The sequence below is a fragment of the Pontiella desulfatans genome, from assembly GCF_900890425.1.
In the GTDB taxonomy this organism is placed as follows: domain Bacteria; phylum Verrucomicrobiota; class Kiritimatiellia; order Kiritimatiellales; family Pontiellaceae; genus Pontiella; species Pontiella desulfatans.
Genome location: NZ_CAAHFG010000003.1, coordinates 561,023 through 578,642, shown reverse-complemented (window position 1 = coordinate 578,642; position 17,620 = coordinate 561,023). Strand labels below are relative to the sequence as shown.

15 protein-coding genes are annotated in these 17,620 nt (G+C 58.5%); 2 read left to right on the top strand and 13 right to left on the bottom strand.

The features are described 5' to 3' along the window. The 5 genes from E9954_RS23500 to E9954_RS23480 are packed head-to-tail and all read right to left on the bottom strand — an operon-like array spanning position 1 to position 4,340. Positions 1-714 (bottom strand): ubiquinone/menaquinone biosynthesis methyltransferase, encoded by a 714-nt coding sequence (locus E9954_RS23500; protein WP_136081724.1) that lies wholly within the window; start codon positions 712-714, stop codon positions 1-3. Continuing rightward, complete coding sequence (locus E9954_RS23495; protein WP_136081723.1) at positions 711-1,271, bottom strand: UbiX family flavin prenyltransferase; 561 nt, start codon at positions 1,269-1,271, stop codon at positions 711-713. The genes E9954_RS23500 and E9954_RS23495 overlap by 4 nt, the downstream gene beginning before the upstream one ends. Positions 1,272-1,314: 43 nt before the next feature. Further along, entirely contained in the window at positions 1,315-2,100 is a 786-nt protein-coding gene (locus E9954_RS23490; RefSeq protein WP_136081722.1) for a GxxExxY protein, read from the bottom strand. 42 nt (positions 2,101-2,142) lie between these two features. Then, positions 2,143-3,540 carry a UbiA-like polyprenyltransferase gene (locus E9954_RS23485; RefSeq protein ID WP_136081721.1) on the bottom strand — a complete coding sequence of 466 codons (1,398 nt, stop codon included), beginning with the start codon at positions 3,538-3,540 and terminating at the stop codon, positions 2,143-2,145. Continuing rightward, positions 3,537-4,340 (bottom strand): 1,4-dihydroxy-6-naphthoate synthase, encoded by an 804-nt coding sequence (locus E9954_RS23480; RefSeq protein ID WP_136081720.1) that lies wholly within the window; start codon positions 4,338-4,340, stop codon positions 3,537-3,539. Before E9954_RS23480 ends, E9954_RS23485 begins: the two co-directional genes overlap by 4 nt. Positions 4,341-4,519: 179 nt before the next feature. On the opposite strand from E9954_RS23480, the gene E9954_RS23475 reads away from it, so the two are divergent. Beyond that, positions 4,520-6,328, top strand: coding sequence for an assimilatory sulfite reductase (NADPH) flavoprotein subunit (locus E9954_RS23475; protein WP_136081719.1), 1,809 nt, complete (start codon positions 4,520-4,522; stop codon positions 6,326-6,328). An 83-nt stretch (positions 6,329-6,411) separates the two neighbouring features. Beyond that, positions 6,412-8,133, top strand: coding sequence for an assimilatory sulfite reductase (NADPH) hemoprotein subunit (gene cysI, locus E9954_RS23470; RefSeq protein WP_136081718.1), 1,722 nt, complete (start codon positions 6,412-6,414; stop codon positions 8,131-8,133). 161 nt (positions 8,134-8,294) lie between these two features. Here cysI and rpsT read toward each other — a convergent pair whose 3' ends face one another. The 8 genes from rpsT to E9954_RS23430 all read right to left on the bottom strand — a co-directional run bounded on the left by rpsT (position 8,295) and on the right by E9954_RS23430 (position 17,618). Continuing rightward, a complete protein-coding gene (gene rpsT, locus E9954_RS23465) occupies positions 8,295-8,558 on the bottom strand; it encodes a 30S ribosomal protein S20 (RefSeq protein ID WP_136081717.1) in 264 nt (87 codons plus the stop codon). 109 nt (positions 8,559-8,667) lie between these two features. Further along, entirely contained in the window at positions 8,668-9,930 is a 1,263-nt protein-coding gene (gene lepB, locus E9954_RS23460) for a signal peptidase I (RefSeq protein ID WP_136081716.1), read from the bottom strand. Positions 9,931-10,024: 94 nt separating this feature from the next. Then, positions 10,025-11,830, bottom strand: a complete 1,806-nt coding sequence (lepA, locus tag E9954_RS23455) for a translation elongation factor 4 (protein WP_136081715.1) — start codon at positions 11,828-11,830, stop codon at positions 10,025-10,027. A 146-nt stretch (positions 11,831-11,976) separates the two neighbouring features. Then, positions 11,977-13,812 carry an amino acid permease gene (locus E9954_RS23450; RefSeq protein ID WP_136081714.1) on the bottom strand — a complete coding sequence of 612 codons (1,836 nt, stop codon included), beginning with the start codon at positions 13,810-13,812 and terminating at the stop codon, positions 11,977-11,979. Next, complete coding sequence (rlmN, locus tag E9954_RS23445; protein ID WP_136081713.1) at positions 13,809-14,846, bottom strand: 23S rRNA (adenine(2503)-C(2))-methyltransferase RlmN; 1,038 nt, start codon at positions 14,844-14,846, stop codon at positions 13,809-13,811. Before rlmN ends, E9954_RS23450 begins: the two co-directional genes overlap by 4 nt. 85 nt (positions 14,847-14,931) lie before the next feature. Then, a complete protein-coding gene (locus E9954_RS23440) occupies positions 14,932-15,777 on the bottom strand; it encodes a PTS sugar transporter subunit IIA (RefSeq protein ID WP_136081712.1) in 846 nt (281 codons plus the stop codon). Between the two features lie 167 nt (positions 15,778-15,944). Continuing rightward, positions 15,945-17,324 (bottom strand): NAD(P)(+) transhydrogenase (Re/Si-specific) subunit beta, encoded by a 1,380-nt coding sequence (locus E9954_RS23435; RefSeq protein ID WP_136081711.1) that lies wholly within the window; start codon positions 17,322-17,324, stop codon positions 15,945-15,947. 3 nt (positions 17,325-17,327) lie between these two features. Next, positions 17,328-17,618 carry an NAD(P) transhydrogenase subunit alpha gene (locus E9954_RS23430; RefSeq protein ID WP_136081710.1) on the bottom strand — a complete coding sequence of 97 codons (291 nt, stop codon included), beginning with the start codon at positions 17,616-17,618 and terminating at the stop codon, positions 17,328-17,330. Between the last annotated feature and the right edge of the window lie 2 nt (positions 17,619-17,620).

Here is a 17,620-nt window from a genome sequence, read left to right as displayed (position 1 = left end):
CTACTTCTTACCCGAAAAAATGCACACCGTCCCGAACGTCAGCGGCTTGCATTGTACTTTTGAAAACCCGGCCGCACCGAACATGTCGGTCACCGTGCTGGGTTTAGGGAAATCCTCAATCGAATCCATCAGGTATTTATACGCCGTTCCGCCGCCAAGCATTTTACCAATGAGCGGCACAAAAGGCGTATACATGCGGTAGCCCAGGCGCACAAGGGGATTATCCGGATAGGTCGCCTCCAACACCACCAGCATGCCGCCCGGCTTCAAAACACGCAGCATTTCGCCCAGCGCTTTCTGGCGACATTCAATATTGCGAAAACAGAAGCCCGACACGATGCCGTCGTAGGTTCCGCCCTCCATGGGAAGATCCAGGGCATCCGCCGTAAAAAACGAGACCGCGTCCCCAGTCCCGCGCTTTTCGGCCTTGTCTTTGGCAATGGCCAGCATTTGCTCCGAAGGGTCGATCCCGTCGATGATCACATTGGCCGATTGATCCAGGATCTCAAAAACCAGATCGCCGGTTCCCGTACCGATATCCAGATAGCGCCCGCCGCGGAACGGCCGCAGCAATTCGATGGTTTTCCGGCGCCACACCTTGTCCATGCCCATCGAGATCGCCCGGTTCGCCACATCGTAGTTGTTCGCAATGCGGTCGAACATATCGCGGTTTTCCTGGGCGGAGATCAGCGTATCCCGCTCGGGGGAGTTCATCGGATATCCTCCCAGGTCTTGGGCGATTCCTGCCCGAACAGCGCAAGAACGTGGTCGCAATAATACCCCAGCATTTCGGCCATCGACACCGCGTTCGGGTCGCGCCCCTTCGACATATAGTAGGGCGGCGACATCGGCATGATGGTTCCGCCGGCGGCGGCAATGCTCACGGCGTTTTGGGCATTGAGCAGGGTCCAGGGCGCCTCGCGGATGCACAGCACCACCCTGCGCCCCTCCTTGAGCTGGCAGTGGGCCGCGCGCGTCACCAGCGAATCGGCAATGCCCGCCGCAACCTTGCCCAGCGTATTGGCCGAACACGGCATAACAACCATCCCCACGGTCGGCACCGAACCCGATGCAATCGTTGCGGTCAGGTCGGCATCCTTCCAAACCTCGGATGCCAAGGCTTCGAGTTCCGCAAAGGGGCCCACCTCCTGCTCATAGACCACGCGCCCCATCTTGCTGGCGACCAGCGTCACCGGCCACTGCGATTTTTCAATCAGCAGCTTCGTCGCCAGCGCGCCGGACGCGCCCGTCATGGCCACAACCAAATTCATGTCAAACCTCTCCGCAACGAATGAATGGAAAGCAACGAATCCATTACCGGACTCCTCTCAACTGCATTTCATGATGGTTTAAATTCACAAGCATTCCATTCTTTGCACCGGCATGCTTCATATAGGTCTTAAGATAGCTCAAATCCGTTGCAGACGAAGAGGCCGAAACCCGGACTATCAAATCTTCACCAACAGATATTGCATCAACTTCCCGTTCCTCAAAGCACTGTTCACTGAAGGTTGGAGCCAGACAAGTGTTTATGGCTTTCACGCCAAGAAAGCCCGGCTCCGCCATCAGAAGCTTTTTATAAATCCCTGCTCCATATCCACAACCGACCAGGGAGTTTATCGTGTTAACCGCCCCCCGGATCAAATCACGAACCTCGACCGGAAGCTTAACCCACTCTCCAACATAATCGACAGTCGCCTCGGAACAGGAGAATGGGATTCGCTGATACCTGAGCTTTTCCTGACCATAATTGATTAGCAGCCCCAAACGTTTATCCCAGCGTTTAAGATAGTTTATGATTTGGGTATAATGCGATGGATGAAAACCTTCCTTAAGGTGCTTTAATTCCAGAATAACTAGACCATCGACAAGCAAATCCAACTCAAAGCCATCCACTACTCCGCCTCTATAGACGAGATCCTTTCGATCATGGCTCTTTACAACATGTCCACGGCTTTCCAGAACCGCAACCATGGCTCTATGGTAATCCCTTTCATCCCACCCCGGCTTCAGCGAATTGTGCACAACCATTGCCGCACCGACAATCGAGTAAGACAATTCTGGATAAATCACAGTTGAGTTATTGAGCCAAGTTTTCATTCTAGAAAGTCATTCGTTGCTTTCCATGCATTCGTTGCAAACCTACCCGCCGAACAGCACCACCAGTGCGCCGGCGATGCCGGCGATGGCGGAGATTGGGAAAAATCTAACGGGAACCGGGATGTTTTGCAAGTAGGCCGCACCGAATGCTCCGGCGGAAACCAGCAGGGCAATGGTTGAGAGAACCGAATCCGTGCCCATCCAAATCAGCACCAGCGCCGCGAACGAAACCAGGTGCGTAACGGCCGCCACCATCTGCGCCCCAACGGAACCGAGAGCCGCAGGAATACTGCGCACGCCGTTCGCGCGGTCGAATTCGATATCCATCAGGGCATAGATCACATCGAATCCGCTAATCCAGCAAAAGGTGAACAGCACCAGCAACCACAAAACCGGAGGGAAGGCCAGCGAATTGGTTATGGCCACGAATGCCCCGAGCGGCGCCATGCCGAGGGCCACCCCGATGCCATAGTGGCACAGTGGAGTAAAGCGCTTCAGCAATGAATAGAGCGTCAACGGAATCAATGGAAACCACGAGAGCCCAAGCACGGTGGGCCCGAGGAGCGCGCAGCCGACGAAGTAGATTGCCAATCCAACAATCGCCACCGCATACCCTTGCGCCATCGAAAGCGCACCCGTCGCCAGTTCGCGGTTTTCCGTGCGCGGATTCCTGGCATCGATGTTCTTATCGAGGATGCGGTTGACCGCCATGCCAAAGGTGCGGGCCCCGAGGCCCACCAATGCGATCAGTAGCAACGATTTGACGGCCGGCATCCCCCCACCCGCCCCGATCCACGCCCCCGCAAACAAGAGAGGCAGGCTAAAGATCGTGTGCTCGACCTTGGTGAAGGAGTGCAGCTTTTTCAGCATCGTGGCTTCGCCTGGCCCTGCTGCGGTTGCTCCGGAAGTTCCATTCACCACCTGGAAAACGGCCTCCGCCACGGTTTCCGAAACCGGGGAAATATGCTTTTGGATATCCTCTTTCCCATTCCCGTCGCCGAAGTCGGTGACGCCCTTGATCAGGATGCACGGCACCGAATGCTCCTCGCAAACACGGGCCACGGCATAGCCTTCCATATCGACCAACTCGCCATATTTAGAGAGCTCGCGCTTGCGTTTCGGCTCGAAGACCGGTTCCTGAACACTAACCAAACGCTTCAAGCCAATGCCCACGCCTACGTTCACGGCGGCCTTCAACTCCTCCATGCTGACCATCGAAACCCGATAGACCGCGCCCCGCTCCAGCCGATTGTTGAGAGCACCGCACACGCCGGCATTGATGATCGTCTTGCACCCATGCTCCTTCACCAGCTTTTCCGTGGCAATACGCGCGGCCTCAAGTCCCATTTCCTCCGAAATTTCAACAACGACGCCTTCCGGCACCCCCCGGTCGAGGAATGGTCGGGCTTCCATTTCTGTTGCGAACAACACGCCAATCATTGGATCACCCCAGCATCTCTCGCCCTCTGTTGCAACACACGAATCGCCGTGCGGCCTTCGTCGCCGAGATCGAGGGTGAAGTCGTTGACGTAGGTTTTAATGTGCTCGCTGGTCACATCCTCGGCCAGTTCCTGGGCATGTTGGCGAACATAGTCCCGGGTGGATCCCGGATCTTCGAAGGCCGCATGGATCGACCTCCGCAGGCGCGGCTCGATTTCCGCCGCGAGCCCTTTCCTGGCGGCAATGCATCCGAGCGGGATGGGCAACCCGGTGGTCTCCTCCCACCACTCGCCCAAGTCCTGGACGCACTCGAACCCGCGCTCCTTGTAAACAAAACGTCCTTCGTGAATGATGACCCCGGCGTCGGCTTCGCCCGACTCCACGGCCCCCATGATCTGGTTGAACGGCATGAAGATGCGGTTCTGGATTTCGGGCATCCAAAGACGCAGCAACAGATGGGCGGTGGTGTATTCCCCGGGAACAGCCACGCAAGCACACTTGCGCAAGTGTGCTTCAGCCCCGCCCCCGAACGCTTCCGCTCCTTTTCGAGCAATCACCAAAGGCCCGCAACCTCGCCCTAGCGCGGCGCCGACGTTGAGGAGTTCATACTCATCCTGCACCAGCAGCCAGGCATGGAACGAGAGCTTCGTCACATCGAATTTTCCCTCGAAAGCCCATTGGTTGAGGGTTTCAACATCATGCAAATGCGTTTCAATGTCCGGCTCCTTCGCCAATTGGCAAAAGATGAAGGTGTCGTTCGGACAGGGCGAATAGCCAATGGTTATGGGGGTTCCGTTCATTTCCTTACCATTTCACTCAGGTATAAATCATGTATATCACGTACAGTTTAGTAAATTTATGATTGATCCGATCATCTTTCAGGGTATTATCCGCACCGTCAATTTCAAAAACCAACGGAAAACCGGGCAAAACCTGAATCGCCCGGATCAAGGGTATAGAAACAAGGATTTGAGGGAAAATGTCAACACAACCTAATCATGGAGCAACCGGCGGGCTAGATGCCCAACTCCTCGGCCAGCTCAACCAGCTCTCGCAGGCCCTGACCCCGGCGCAGCTCGCCTGGGTTGGCGGCTACTTCACCGGACTCAGCGCCCAGGGCGGCGGGCAAGCGCTTCCCGCCGGTGGCTCCGGCGCAGCCTCCGCCCACGTACTGACCATTCTCTACGGCTCCCAAACCGGCCACTGCCGCTCCGTGGCGGAAGAGCTCAACGAGGCGGCCCAGGAGGCCGGACTCGCCACCGAGCTCGTTTCCATGGGCAAGTTCAAGGAGAAGAACCTCAAGAAACTCAAGCACGTGGCCGTCATCATCAGCACACAGGGCGAAGGCGAACCGCCGGACGATGCGCAGAGCCTGGTGGAATATCTCCATGCCACCAAGGCCCCGAAGCTCGACGATTTCCAATACTGCGTTCTGGCCCTGGGCGACAGCAGCTATGAATTCTACTGCAAAACCGGCAGGGATTTCGACGAGCGCCTCGAAGAGCTGGGCGGCAAGCGCATCCTCGACCGCGTCGATCTCGACGTCGATTTCGACGATGGCGCCGAAGCTTGGATTCCGAAAGCGGTCGAAGCCATGAAGGAAATCATCCCCGAAGGCACCGCCCCGGTTGCGGCGCCCGCCCTCGGTGGCTTTGGCGCCCCGGCCCCGAGCGTACACTACAGCCGCAAGAAGCCGCTGAAAACCCGCCTGCTGGCCTGCCAGAAGATTACCGGCCGCAATTCTGAAAAGGATATCCGCCACATCGAAATCGATCTCGAAGGCTCCGGCCTCGACTATCTGCCCGGCGACTCCCTCGGGGTCTGGTTCAAGAACGACGAAGAGCTGGTCGATGACCTGCTAACCCTGCTCGAAATGGATCCAGCCGCGACGGTACACGTCCACGACGAGCCCCGGCCGGTCAAGGAAGCCCTGACCGAAACCTTCGAGCTGACCCTGCTGCATCCCGCCTTTGTTACCGACTACGCCGATTTAATCGGAAACGAAGAGTTGCAGAAAACGGCGGAGGAAACCGAAACGCTCCGGGAATATGTGGAAACACGCCAGATCATCGACGTGGTTCGCGAGTATCCGGGCACCGCCGACCCCGAAGCCTTTGTTGCCTTGCTGCGCAAGCTCACACCGCGCCTCTACTCCATCGCCTCCAGCCAGGCCGAAGTGGAGGAGGAAGTGCACCTGACGCTCGGCGTGGTGGAATACGAAGCCCATGGCCACTACCACCTCGGCGGCGCATCCGGCTATCTCGGCCACCGCCTCAAGGAAGGCGAGGATGTGCTGGTCTATGTTGAATCGAACGACAACTTCCGCCTACCGGAAGACGGCTCCAAACCCATCATCATGATTGGCCCCGGCACCGGCATTGCCCCGTTCCGCGCCTTTGTGCAGGAGCGCGCCGCCCAGGAAGCCCCCGGCGACAACTGGCTCTTCTTCGGCAACCCGCACTTCACCGAGGATTTCCTCTACCAGACCGAATGGCAGGAATTCCTCGAAGACGGCGTGCTCACCCGGATCGACCTCGCCTTCTCGCGCGACCAGGAAAACAAGGTCTACGTCCAGCACCGCATTGCCGAGCAGGCCAACGAGATTTGGAACTGGATCCAGCGCGGTGCGCACATCTACGTCTGCGGCGACGAAAGCCGCATGGCGCGCGACGTTCACCAGGCGCTGCTCGAGGTCGTCGTTGAAAAAGGCGGCTACAGCACGGAAGAAGCCGAAGTCTACCTCGTCCAGCTCCGCAAGGACGGGCGCTACCAAAAGGATGTTTATTAACATAAGTTCTACGTATTACGTACTGCGTATTGGCACTCCTGAAGCAATACGAAGTACGAAATACGAATTACGGAGAAAATTCCATGAACGACGATTATCAACTGACCGAAGTCGAACACATCAAGGCGCGTAGCCGCCATCTGCGCGGAACCATCGAAGAGGGCTTGCGGGATCGCACCACCGGCGCGTTGCCGGCGGACGACACCCAGCTGACCAAGTTCCACGGCTTCTACCAGCAGGACGACCGCGACCTGCGCGACGAGCGCCGTCACCAGAAACTGGAGCCCCTTTATAGCTTCATGCTCCGCGCCCGCGTGCCGGGCGGCGTCATCACCGCCGAACAGTGGAAAGCCATCGATGCCATCGCCCGTGAGCTGACCGGCGGCGGACTCCGCCTCACCACGCGCCAAACCTTTCAATACCACGGTATTCTCAAGCACAACGTTAAGCCGCTGATCCAAGGCATCAACAAGGCCATGATCGACTCCATTGCCGCCTGCGGCGATGTGAACCGCAACGTGCTCTGCAACACCAACCCCGTCGAATCCGCCCTGCACCAGCAGGTCTATGCAGATGCCGTCGCCATCAGCAAACACCTGATGCCGAAGACGGCGGCCTACCACGAAATCTGGCTCGACCAGGAAAAGATCGCCAATTTCGAGGAGGAGGTCGAACCCATCTACGGCGACACCTACCTCCCCCGCAAATTTAAGATTGCGGTCGCGGTTCCCCCGCACAACGACGTGGACGTCAACGGCAACGACCTCAGCTTTGTCGCCATCGTCGAAGATGGCAAGCTACTGGGCTACGACGTGCTGGCCGGCGGTGGCATGGGCAACACCCACGGCGAGACCGATACCTATCCACAGATCGCCAAAAACTTTGGCTTCGTGAAGCCGGCCGACATTTGCAAGGTGGCCGAGGGCATCGTGACCACCCAACGCGACTTTGGCGACCGCACCAACCGCAAACACGCCCGATTGAAATACACCATCGACGACATGGGCGTGGAGGAATTCAAGAAGCATGTCGAGGAGCGATCCGGCGTTACGTTCGAGAACGCCAAGCCCTACGAATTCACCATGCACTCCGACCGCTATGGCTGGACGGAAAACGCCGATGGCACCTGGAACCTGACGCTGTATATCGAGCAAGGCCGCATCACCGATGCCGAAGGCCAACCGCAGATGCTGACCGGCCTGCTGAAGATCGCCGACCTGCATGGCGGCGACTTCCGCATGACCGCCACGCAAAACCTGATCGTGGCGCAGGTGGCCAAGGGCAAAAAGGACACGATTGAAAAGCTGGCCAAGGAGCACGGCTTGCTGCGCAAGGTGAGCGTCCTGCGCCAAAACAGCATGGCCTGCGTCGCGTTCCCGACCTGCACGCTGGCAATGGCCGAGGCCGAGCGCTACCTGCCGGACCTTATTACCAAGCTCGAAGCCATCGTCGACAAGAACGGCCTTTCCGACCAGCCCATCGTGGTCCGGATGACCGGCTGCCCGAACGGCTGCGCCCGCCCCTTCCTGGCGGAGATCGCGTTCGTTGGCAAGGCACCGGGCAAATATAACCTGATGCTCGGCGGCGACGGCAAAGGAACCCGCCTGAACAAGCTCTACCGCGAAAACATCGGCGAAGAGGAAATCCTGGCCACCCTGGAGCCGCTCATCGAGCAATACGCCAAGGAGCGCGAAACAGGCGAAGGCTTCGGCGACTACCTTGTGCGCACCGATGTCGTTCCCGCCGTCTACGACGGACGCGACTTCCACAAGAACCCCGAAGGTTTCATCTCCAGCGGGATCTAAACGTATTGCGTATTGCGTATTGCGTATTGCGTATTGCGAGGGATGGATCTCGCCGGCAGAAGAAATAGCAACACGAAATACGTAGTACGCAATACGCAATAGACATGCACAAAAAAACCCGCTCAAAGGCGGGTTTTTTCGTAGGTTGCCAGGTTGGTTAACTAGGCAATCTTGCGCAGGCCGTTGGCCGCATTGGTCTTGCGGCGGATGGCGGTGTTTTTCTTGATGACACCCACCTTGGCAGCCTTGTCGAGAACCGAGCTGTAGGTGCGCAATGCAACTGCACCGGCTTCGGCGTCTTTGGCTTCCAGTGCTTCCATCATGCTGCGACGGGCACTCTTGACACGTGTGCGCACCTGCAGGTTGCGGTCGTGGCGCACCACGTTCTGGCGCATTCTCTTTTTGGCGCTTTTCAGATTCGGCATATTAAATTACTCCGTTTTAACAAATTCGTTCGGTTTTCCTGTAAAGAAAGGTGTGGATAATAGCGAGGGCGGTTCCGAAGTCAACCCGCAAATCCTTCATTTTTACCACTTAGCGCACGATGCCCCAATGCTCGCGGAACGGCCAGTAGACAAAAATGGCCGGCCCCTGGAAATCATTGCGCGGAACACCGCCGAAAAAGCGCCCATCCAGGCTCATCATCGGCTTCGTATTGTCGCCCATCATCAGGTATTCATCGTCTGCCAGCTGAATGTAGTCGTCTTGGGTTGCCAGCCGGGAACCGGGGGCGTTGGCGTGCCCGCCGCTGTAGATGGGATCGGTCGCGATGGTCTCGAACATCGGTGGTTCGCGCACCACTTCGCCGTCGGCAACGATGCGGTTGTTCTGGATCTGGATTTTTTCACCGGCCAGGCCAACCATGCGCTTGATATAGAACGTATCCTTGCGCACCCCGGGATCGTTGATGTTGCGGGTATCGAACACCGAAATGTCGCCACGCTCGGGGCTCATGAAGTTGTATTTCATCTTATTGACCAGGATATGGTCGCCGGCAATCACCTTGCCGGCCAGGATGACGTCGCCCTTGTTGTAGTATTTGAGCGTGTTGGGCTGGAGCAGGTGGGCCGGAACCACATGGGGCATATTCCCGATCAGGAGCACATAGTCGCCGTTCTGGTCAACCTGGATGGCCTCGATCCGTCCTTCGGCCTGTACCGGGATTCCGCTTTCGCCCGGGCCGGGAATGAGCATCTCGCCCTTTTTGTAGACCTTGTTGCGGTCGATCTGCGCCAAATCGTTCATGAATTGGGGAATCTTGTGCTCAACGCCGCCGATATAGACGACGCTGTTGTCGCGCCCCCCCGCCCCGTAGGTCAGCTGGCCGGAGGCCTTGGCGCGGATCACCTTGTAGGACTCGCCCGTCAGCAGCCAGTTGAAAAACTTGAGCGGCTGCTTTTCATTCCAGCTCGAGTCGGCCTGCCAGGTGGATTGAATGCCGTTGAGCGTCGGTTGCATCGAACCGGTCGGAATCTTGAACGGCTGAAAAAAGAAGGCCCGGATGGCCATGGCCGCGCCGAGCGCCACAATAACGACCTCGACGTTTTCGCGGATGCCGGTGCGGTTCTTGTTCGGATACACCTTGTCGGCGGCGGCCTCCAGCGTGGCGACGGCCTGCTCGATATGGTCGCCCCCGCCCTCTTCGCGGATCTGGCGCACCACCGCTTCGGCATCGACCAGCGCCGCGATGTCGCGGGGATCGGCAATATCCTCGCGCATGTGCCGCGCATGCCGCGCCATGTGCAGGTATTCCTTCAGCTGCTTCCGCAGCTTTCGTCTTTTCAGCAAACTGATCATGGATTCTCCATTTTCAACCACCCGCTACGCTTATGGCACTAAGAACTCCAAGCTTGTTCTTCGTGCACTTCGTGCCTTTGTGGTTAAAAAACCTCTACTGGTTATTCGTTTTTAAAACAGCAATGAACGCTTCCTGCGGAATGTTCACCTTGCCAATGGCCTTGAGCTTCTTCTTACCTTCCTTCTGGCGCTCGAGCAGCTTGCGCTTACGGGAAATATCGCCGCCGTAGCACTTGGCCGTCACGTCCTTGCGGTAGGCGCGGATCGTTTCGCGGGCAATGATCTTGCCGTTCACCGCCGCCTGCAGCGCAACCGCGAAGGCCTGGCGCGGAATGACGTCGAGCAACGACTTGCACATTTGCCGCCCGCGGAACTCGGCCTTGGAGCGGTGCACGATGCTTGAGAAGGCATCCACCACCTCGCCATGGATCATGACGTCCATCCGCACCAGCTCGGACGGCTGGTAGTTCGCGTATTCGTAGTCCATCGAGGCATATCCGCGGCTGAGGGTCTTGAGCTTGTCGTAGAAATCGATCAGCACCTCGTTGAGCGGCATGTGGCAGGTGAGCATTACGCGGTGGCCGTCGATCGAATCGGTTTTCACGATGGAGCCGCGGCGATCCATGATCAGCGCCATCATATCGCCCAGATAATCGGTCGGGCAGATGATGGTGGCATTGATCATCGGCTCCTCGATGTGCTCGATCATGGTGGGATCGGGCAGATACATCGGGTTATCGACCTCCTGAACGTCGCCGTTCTTGAGCACCACGCGGTATTCCACGTTCGGATAGGAGGAAATGATGTCCAAATTAAACTCGCGGCGCAGGCGCTCCATGATGATTTCCATGTGCAGCAACCCAAGGAAGCCGCAGCGGAAGCCGAAACCGAGCGCGATGGACGACTCGGCCTGGTAGGAAAACGAGGCATCGTTGAGCCGCAGCTTGTCCATGCTCGCGCCAAGTTTTTCATAGTCGGACGTCTCCACCGGATAGATGCCCGAGAAGACCATCGGGTGGATTTCCTTAAAGCCCGGCAACGCGTCCGGCGCCGGCAGCTTGGCAAGGGTGAGCGTGTCGCCGATCTGGATTTCGGAGGCATCCTTGATGTTGGCGATCACGTAGCCAACGGAGCCCTCCTCCAGAATCTTGCATTTGTTCATTTCGGGCGTGAAAATACCGACTTCCTTGATTTCGTAGTCTTCCCCGGTGCTCATCACGCGGACTTTGTCGCCCGCCTTCAGCGCGCCGGAAAAGAGGCGCATATAGACCACCACGCCGCGGAAGGCGTCGTATTTGGAATCGAAGACCAGGGCGCGGGTAAACTGGTCCTTGGCCGGCTCCGGCGGCTTGAAACGTTCAACGACCGCCTCCAGCACGGCTTCGATGCCGATGCCCTTCTTGGCGCTGATCTGCAACGCGTCGGTCGCCTCGATCGCCAGAATATCCTCGATCTGCTGGGAAACCTCGTCGACGTCCGCATTCGGCATCTCGATCTTGTTGAGCACCGGGATAATGTCGAGGCCGTTGTCGTTGGCCAGATAGGTGTTGGAAACTGTCTGCGCCTCGACCCCCTGGGCGGCATCCACCACCAGGATCGCGCCCTCGCACGCCTGCAGCGAGCGGGAAACCTCATAGGAAAAGTCCACGTGGCCGGGAGTGTCGATCAGGTTGAAGGTATAGATGTTGCCATCCTTCGCCTTGTATTTCATCGTCACCGGGTGCGCCTTGATGGTGATGCCGCGCTCGCGCTCGAGATCCATCGAGTCGAGCAGCTGCTCCTTCATCTTGCGGTCTTCAACCGTATGGGTCAGTTCCATCATACGGTCGGCCAGCGTCGACTTACCATGGTCGATATGGGCAATAATCGAGAAATTTCGGACTAAACTAAGATCGTTCATAAACTTACAAAAAGGTTCCGGGCACAATCGTCCCACAAAAAACGAGCGCACAAGCTACCTGAATCCCCGCCCGCGCGTCAAGTTCCGCGCAACGCTTCAGGGCGAGGGCGTACGGGCGGCGCTTTCGGCGGAAGCGCCCGCCCCTCCTACATCCGGATGCGTTCACCGAGGAGGAGGATGTCCTTGAGCTGCTTTTCGTTCTTGGCGGTGCTCCAGCGTTTTTCGAATTCGGGATGCTGGACCAGGTGGGCAATGGCGGCGAGCGCCTTGAGGTGCAGGTGGCGCATATCGCGGCTGCCGGCAATCACGAAAAAGGCCTTCACCGATGTATCGGCCTCGAACCCGATCCCCTCGCGGCTGCGCACGAGCATGATCTTGAAGAGCTTCTCGCCGTCGCAAATGATGTGGGGAATGGCGACAAAAGGCGTTAGTACGCAACTGCCTTGCTCCTCGCGCTCAATGAAGCGTGCGCGGATATCGGCGGCGGAATGGGCCAGCTCTTCCTCCAGCGCGCCGGAAACCACATCGAGCAGCTCCTCCTGCCCCACCCCGGGAGCCAAGTCGATGGCCAGGGCGGTTTTGAGGACTTCGTCAAACTCATCGTGAACGACTTCATCGCGCTGATGCAGCACATCGTAGAGCTCCTTTTCCAGCGAGTCGGCGGTGAGGTTCTTATTGGTGAGGCTTTCGACAATGTGCAGCAAGGCATATTCCATGTTGGCGCGTTTTCGGCCGTAGAAGAAATAGATGAGCACGCCGAACGCAGCAAAGCCCAGGCTGATCTCGATGGCGGCCATGCCCATATCGATGATGAGGAGCGAGAAGCAGGCAACCCCGAACATGGGGAGCCAGGGGCTGAGCGGAACACGGAAGGTTGGGCGGTAGTTGGTTAGCCGGCTGCGGCGCATCACCAGCACGGCAATGGCGGAGAGAATGTAGGAACTGATCACAACGGCCGAGGCCGCCTTCACGAGTTTTTCGATATCGAGCAGCAGCGATGCGAGAATGATGGTCGAGGTCAGCACAATGGCCACCACCGGCTCGCCGTTCTTGTTCACCTTGGCCACGAAGGGAGGAAGGAGCTTGTCGCGCCCAAGGGCCAGCGGGTAGCGCGAGGCCGACATGATGCCGGCATTGGCCGTCGTGATGAATGCGAGCACCGCCGCCACCGTGATGGCACCGAAGCCCCACCCGCCCGCCAGCAACCGGGCGGAATCGGCGATGGGGGTGAAGGAAGCGGCCAGCCGCTCTCCCGGAAGCACGCCGACGGTGACGATCAGCAGCACCGCATACAGCAGGGTGATGGCGATGGTTGCCGCAATGAATCCTGCGGGAATGTTGCGGCGGGGATTCCGGACTTCCTCGGCAATCGTTGCGGTCTTGAGCAAGCCGCCGAACGAAACAAACACAAAACCGGCCGTTGAAAGAATCGACTTAAAGCTACCGCCCTCAGCCACGAACGGCGTGAAATGCGAAAGCTCCATGTTCGGTGCGCCGAGCACAAAATAGCCGCCGAGCAGCAGGAACAGCAGCCCAACCAGGACCACTTCGAATTTTGCGGCGGCCTCGGCCCCCCGGATATTGAGAATGGCAAACAGGAGGGTCACCGGTGCCGCGGTAAGGAACAACGGCACCTTTCCGCCGCTCAGCAGATAGACCACCTCCCCCAGACCGAATATGGCGAACGCGGTCTTCAGCGATAGCGCGAACCAGCTCAACAGGCCCGACACCGTGCCCACCAACGGGCCCAGGCTGCGGGTGAGGAAATAGTAGTCGCCCCCGGCCTTTGGCATTGCGGTTGCAAGCTCGATTACGCTCAGCACCCCGATCAACGCGAGTATTCCGGCAATGAAGTACGAAAGAATCATCGCGGGGCCGATGTGCGAAAAGGCCAACCCCGGCAGCACGAAGATTCCTGAGCTGATCATCGCACCGGATGCGATGCAGAAGACATCGATGAATCCCAGACCCTTCTTGCTCATGCGAACGCTTCCTTTCGTTTATGCTGAACCAGCTGGCCGCAGGCGGCGGCGATGTCGGAGCCTAGGGAATAGCGGAGGGTGGTGTCAAACCCGGCCTCCTTCAAGCGGTTTGCGAATTGCTTGCGCTCCGGCGGCGGCGTGCCGCGCAGGTTGCTGCCGGCATATTCGTTGAAAGGGATGATGTTGATGTGCACGGGGATGCCCCGCAGGTAGCCTTCGAGCGCCTTCAGATCCTCTTCCCGATCGTTCACCCCGGCCAGCATCAGGTATTCGATCATCACCTTGCCGCGCGCCGAGGCGGCCACCAGGGTTTCGCGCAATTGATCGAGGGGATATTTCCGCGCCTGGGGCATCAGCTTTTCGCGCACCTCCTGCCGCGCACTGTGCAGGCTGAGCGCCAGCTTCACATCCGGAAACTCCTGCGTGAAGCGATCCATGGCGTGCGGAATCCCGACGGTCGAAACGGTGATGCGCGCCCCGGAAAGGTTATGGAACGGCCCCGCCTTCAGGAACGAAACCGCCCCGAATACGTGTTCGAGGTTCAGCATCGGTTCGCCCATTCCCATGAAGACCACGTTGCGGATCGTCCGCCCCTCCGGTTTCACCATGCGGTTGGCCTGGGTGACTTGGTCGAGGATTTCGGCGGCGGTCAGGTTTCGAGTGAAGCCCATCTTTCCGGTTGCGCAAAAGCTGCAGTAGCAGGCGCAACCCACCTGGGAGGAAATACAAATGGAAGTCCGCCCGGTCTTGGGACGCAACACCACGCTTTCGACCAGGTGTTGATCCGGGGTCTTGAAAATCAGCTTGCTGGCGCCGTCGATCTTCGAGTCGTGGCGCTCGGCCATTTCCAGGCATTCAAACCCGATGCTTTGGTCGAAATCGGCCTGGGCACGTTCCGGGAGCGTGGCCAGCGCCTCGCCCCAGCCGCAGGCCTTCTTGAACAGGGCGTTGCGGAACAGCTTCATCCGGTGCGGCTGCACCGTGTTCCGGCGCCGAACCGCATCCATCGCCTCTGTGTCGTAGATCGAAACCATGTCGGGAATTCAACGAAAGAGCGCAAAGATCTCGAAGGCGTCCCCTTTCGTTCCTTGCGCCCTTGGCGTCCTTCTGTTTGAGATGCTATTTGAACGATTTCCTGGTCGCCTTGATGAGCGCCTTCCAGAGTTCGTCCTCGCTGGAGCAAGCCAACAGCGATTCGCTGACTTCCTTGTCGCGGAAGGTTTTGGAGAGGCCGGAAATCAACCGAAGGTAGAACGCGCTGGTGGCCGTCGGGATCACCACGAAGAAAAAGATGCGGGTTAGGGTACGCCCCGGGCCACCGAACTTGACCCCCTTCTTATGGATGCCGACGACCATGGATAAACCACCGCCCTCAACGCCGCGCACATGCGGGAAGGCCAACCCGTTATCGACCGCCGTGCTGATGATGGCCTCGCGCTGCAGGGCCAGGTCCAGCAGGTGGTCCTTGTCTTCAACAAACCCCTCCTGCTCCATGCGTGCACAGATTTCGCCGAGCACCTCTTCGCCGGTGGCCCCCTTCAGATCCACCATCATCAGTTCCGGCGCCGTGAACCGGCCAATGCCGGTTTTCTTGGCTTCGCCATAGGAACGGCTGACGCGTTCGCGGGCAATCAGCTGGTCCGGGTAGTAGAGGAAGCGCGCGCAGTTCGGACAGCGGCTGAGCCCTTCGGCCTTGTGGACGGCCTGCACCATGCTCTTGGTCAGCCCCATGCCGCAGCCGGTGCATAGTTCATTGGCCACCGGCACGATGGCTTCGGGATGCTTCTGCAACAGGCGGTTGAAGTGCGACTTGATCTGCTGCGGCAAATCCGCGCTCAGCGATGTAATCGATTTGGTCAATTCTTCGAGCCGGGCATTCGGCTGCGATACTTTTTTCTGCATATTGGCCACAACCAGTTCCTGCAATTGGATCAGCTGGTTGATAAGGCTATGCGTTGTCGTCATTTTGTGTCCTTTGTTTCTGTTGTTTGAAGTAGTAAAAAATACCAGCGTTTCAGAAAATTGGAAGCCTGCTCGCTAACATATTCCCAATATTGGAGAGCGGTCGCCGCATTTCGTTCAAAAGAATTACCCACTCATTGCGTTCCCACCGGCGCCCCGCGAAACGGTGGTCATAACTCCATCACGGCCCGAACGAGATCCTGCAGGACGGCCTTGGCATCGCCGAAGAGCATGAGCGAATTGTCGTTGATGAACAGTTGGTTCGGAATGCCCGCAAAACCGGGGCTGAGGCTGCGCTTGACCACGATCACCGTGCGCGACTTGTCGACCTCCAGGATCGGCATGCCGAAGATCGGGCTGCCGGCATCGTCGCGAGCGGCCGGATTGGTAACATCGTTGGCGCCCAGCACGATGGTGACGTCGGTCTGGGAAAATTCGGGGTTGATATGGTCCATCTCGATCAGCTTGTCGTAGGGCACCTCGGCCTCGGCCAGCAGGACGTTCATGTGGCCGGGCATCCGGCCGGCCACCGGATGGATGGCATACTTGACGTCGGTGCCGCGTTTTTCCAGTAGCGAGGCGAGCTCCTGGGTGACATGCTGCGCCTGGGCAACGGCCAAGCCATAGCCCGGGGCAATGACCACCCGCTGCGCATTTTCAAGGAGCATGGCCACCTCTTCCGCGCCGCAACTCTTGACCTTGCCCTCATAGAATTCCGTGCCGGGGATGGAGGCCATCTGCTCCTCGCTCACCATCGCGCCGCCGAAGAGCACGGCCCCGAGCGATCGGTTCATCGCCTTGCACATGATCTGGCTGAGGATGATGCCCGAAGCACCGACCAGCGAACCGCTGATGATGAGCCCGTTGTTCATCAGCACGAAACCGGTGGCGGCCGCCGCCAATCCCGAATAGGAATTGAGCAACGCGATCACCACGGGCATATCGGCCCCGCCGATGGCCAGAACCAGCAGGATGCCGAGCGCCAGGGCAACCACCACAAGCAGCAGGAGAAGGAGCCCCCAGCCCTGCCAGACAAACAGTCCCGCCAGCACAACCACGCCCAGCCCCAAGGCCACACGCAGGAGGTTTTGGTTGGGCAACCGCATCGCCTTGTCGGCATACCCCTGCAGCTTGGCCCAGGCCACCATGCTGCCCGTCAGCGTAACCGACCCGATCAGCGCGCTGAGCGACAACGCCACCAGCCAGGCCGCCGTTTGCTCGGAAGCGGGGGTAATCGTGAATTGGGCGAGCGCCACCAGCAGGGAGGCCCCGCCCCCGAAACCGTTCAACAGCCCAACCATCTCCGGCATCGCCGTCATTTTAACCGTCCGCGCCATGTAGGCCCCGATTCCGCCGCCCACCACCATCCCGGCAATGATCCAGCCAAAATTCAACCCTTTCGCCGAGAGCGTGGCCACAATGGCAATGAACATCCCGACCGCCCCGGTCAGGTTCCCCCTCACCGCGCTTCTTGGCGAACCGAGGCCCTTCAACCCCAGAATAAAAAGAATGGCCGCAACGAGATAGGCAAGATTGATGAGCTGATCCATGGCCTAGTCCTTTTTCTTCTTGAACATGTGGAGCATGCGATCCGTGACCATGAAGCCGCCGACAATGTTGACCATGGCGAGAACCACGGCCAAAAAGCCAAGGACGTTCGCAAGGATCCCGTCCATGCCGGAACCGATGCAGCACAGGATTGCGCCAATGATCGTGATGCCGGAAATCGCGTTCGATCCACTCATGAGCGGCGTATGCAACGTGGGCGGCACCTTCGTAATCACCTCGTAGCCAACAAAGACCGCCAGAACAAAAATAGTTAATGCACCGATCAATGCTTCCATGG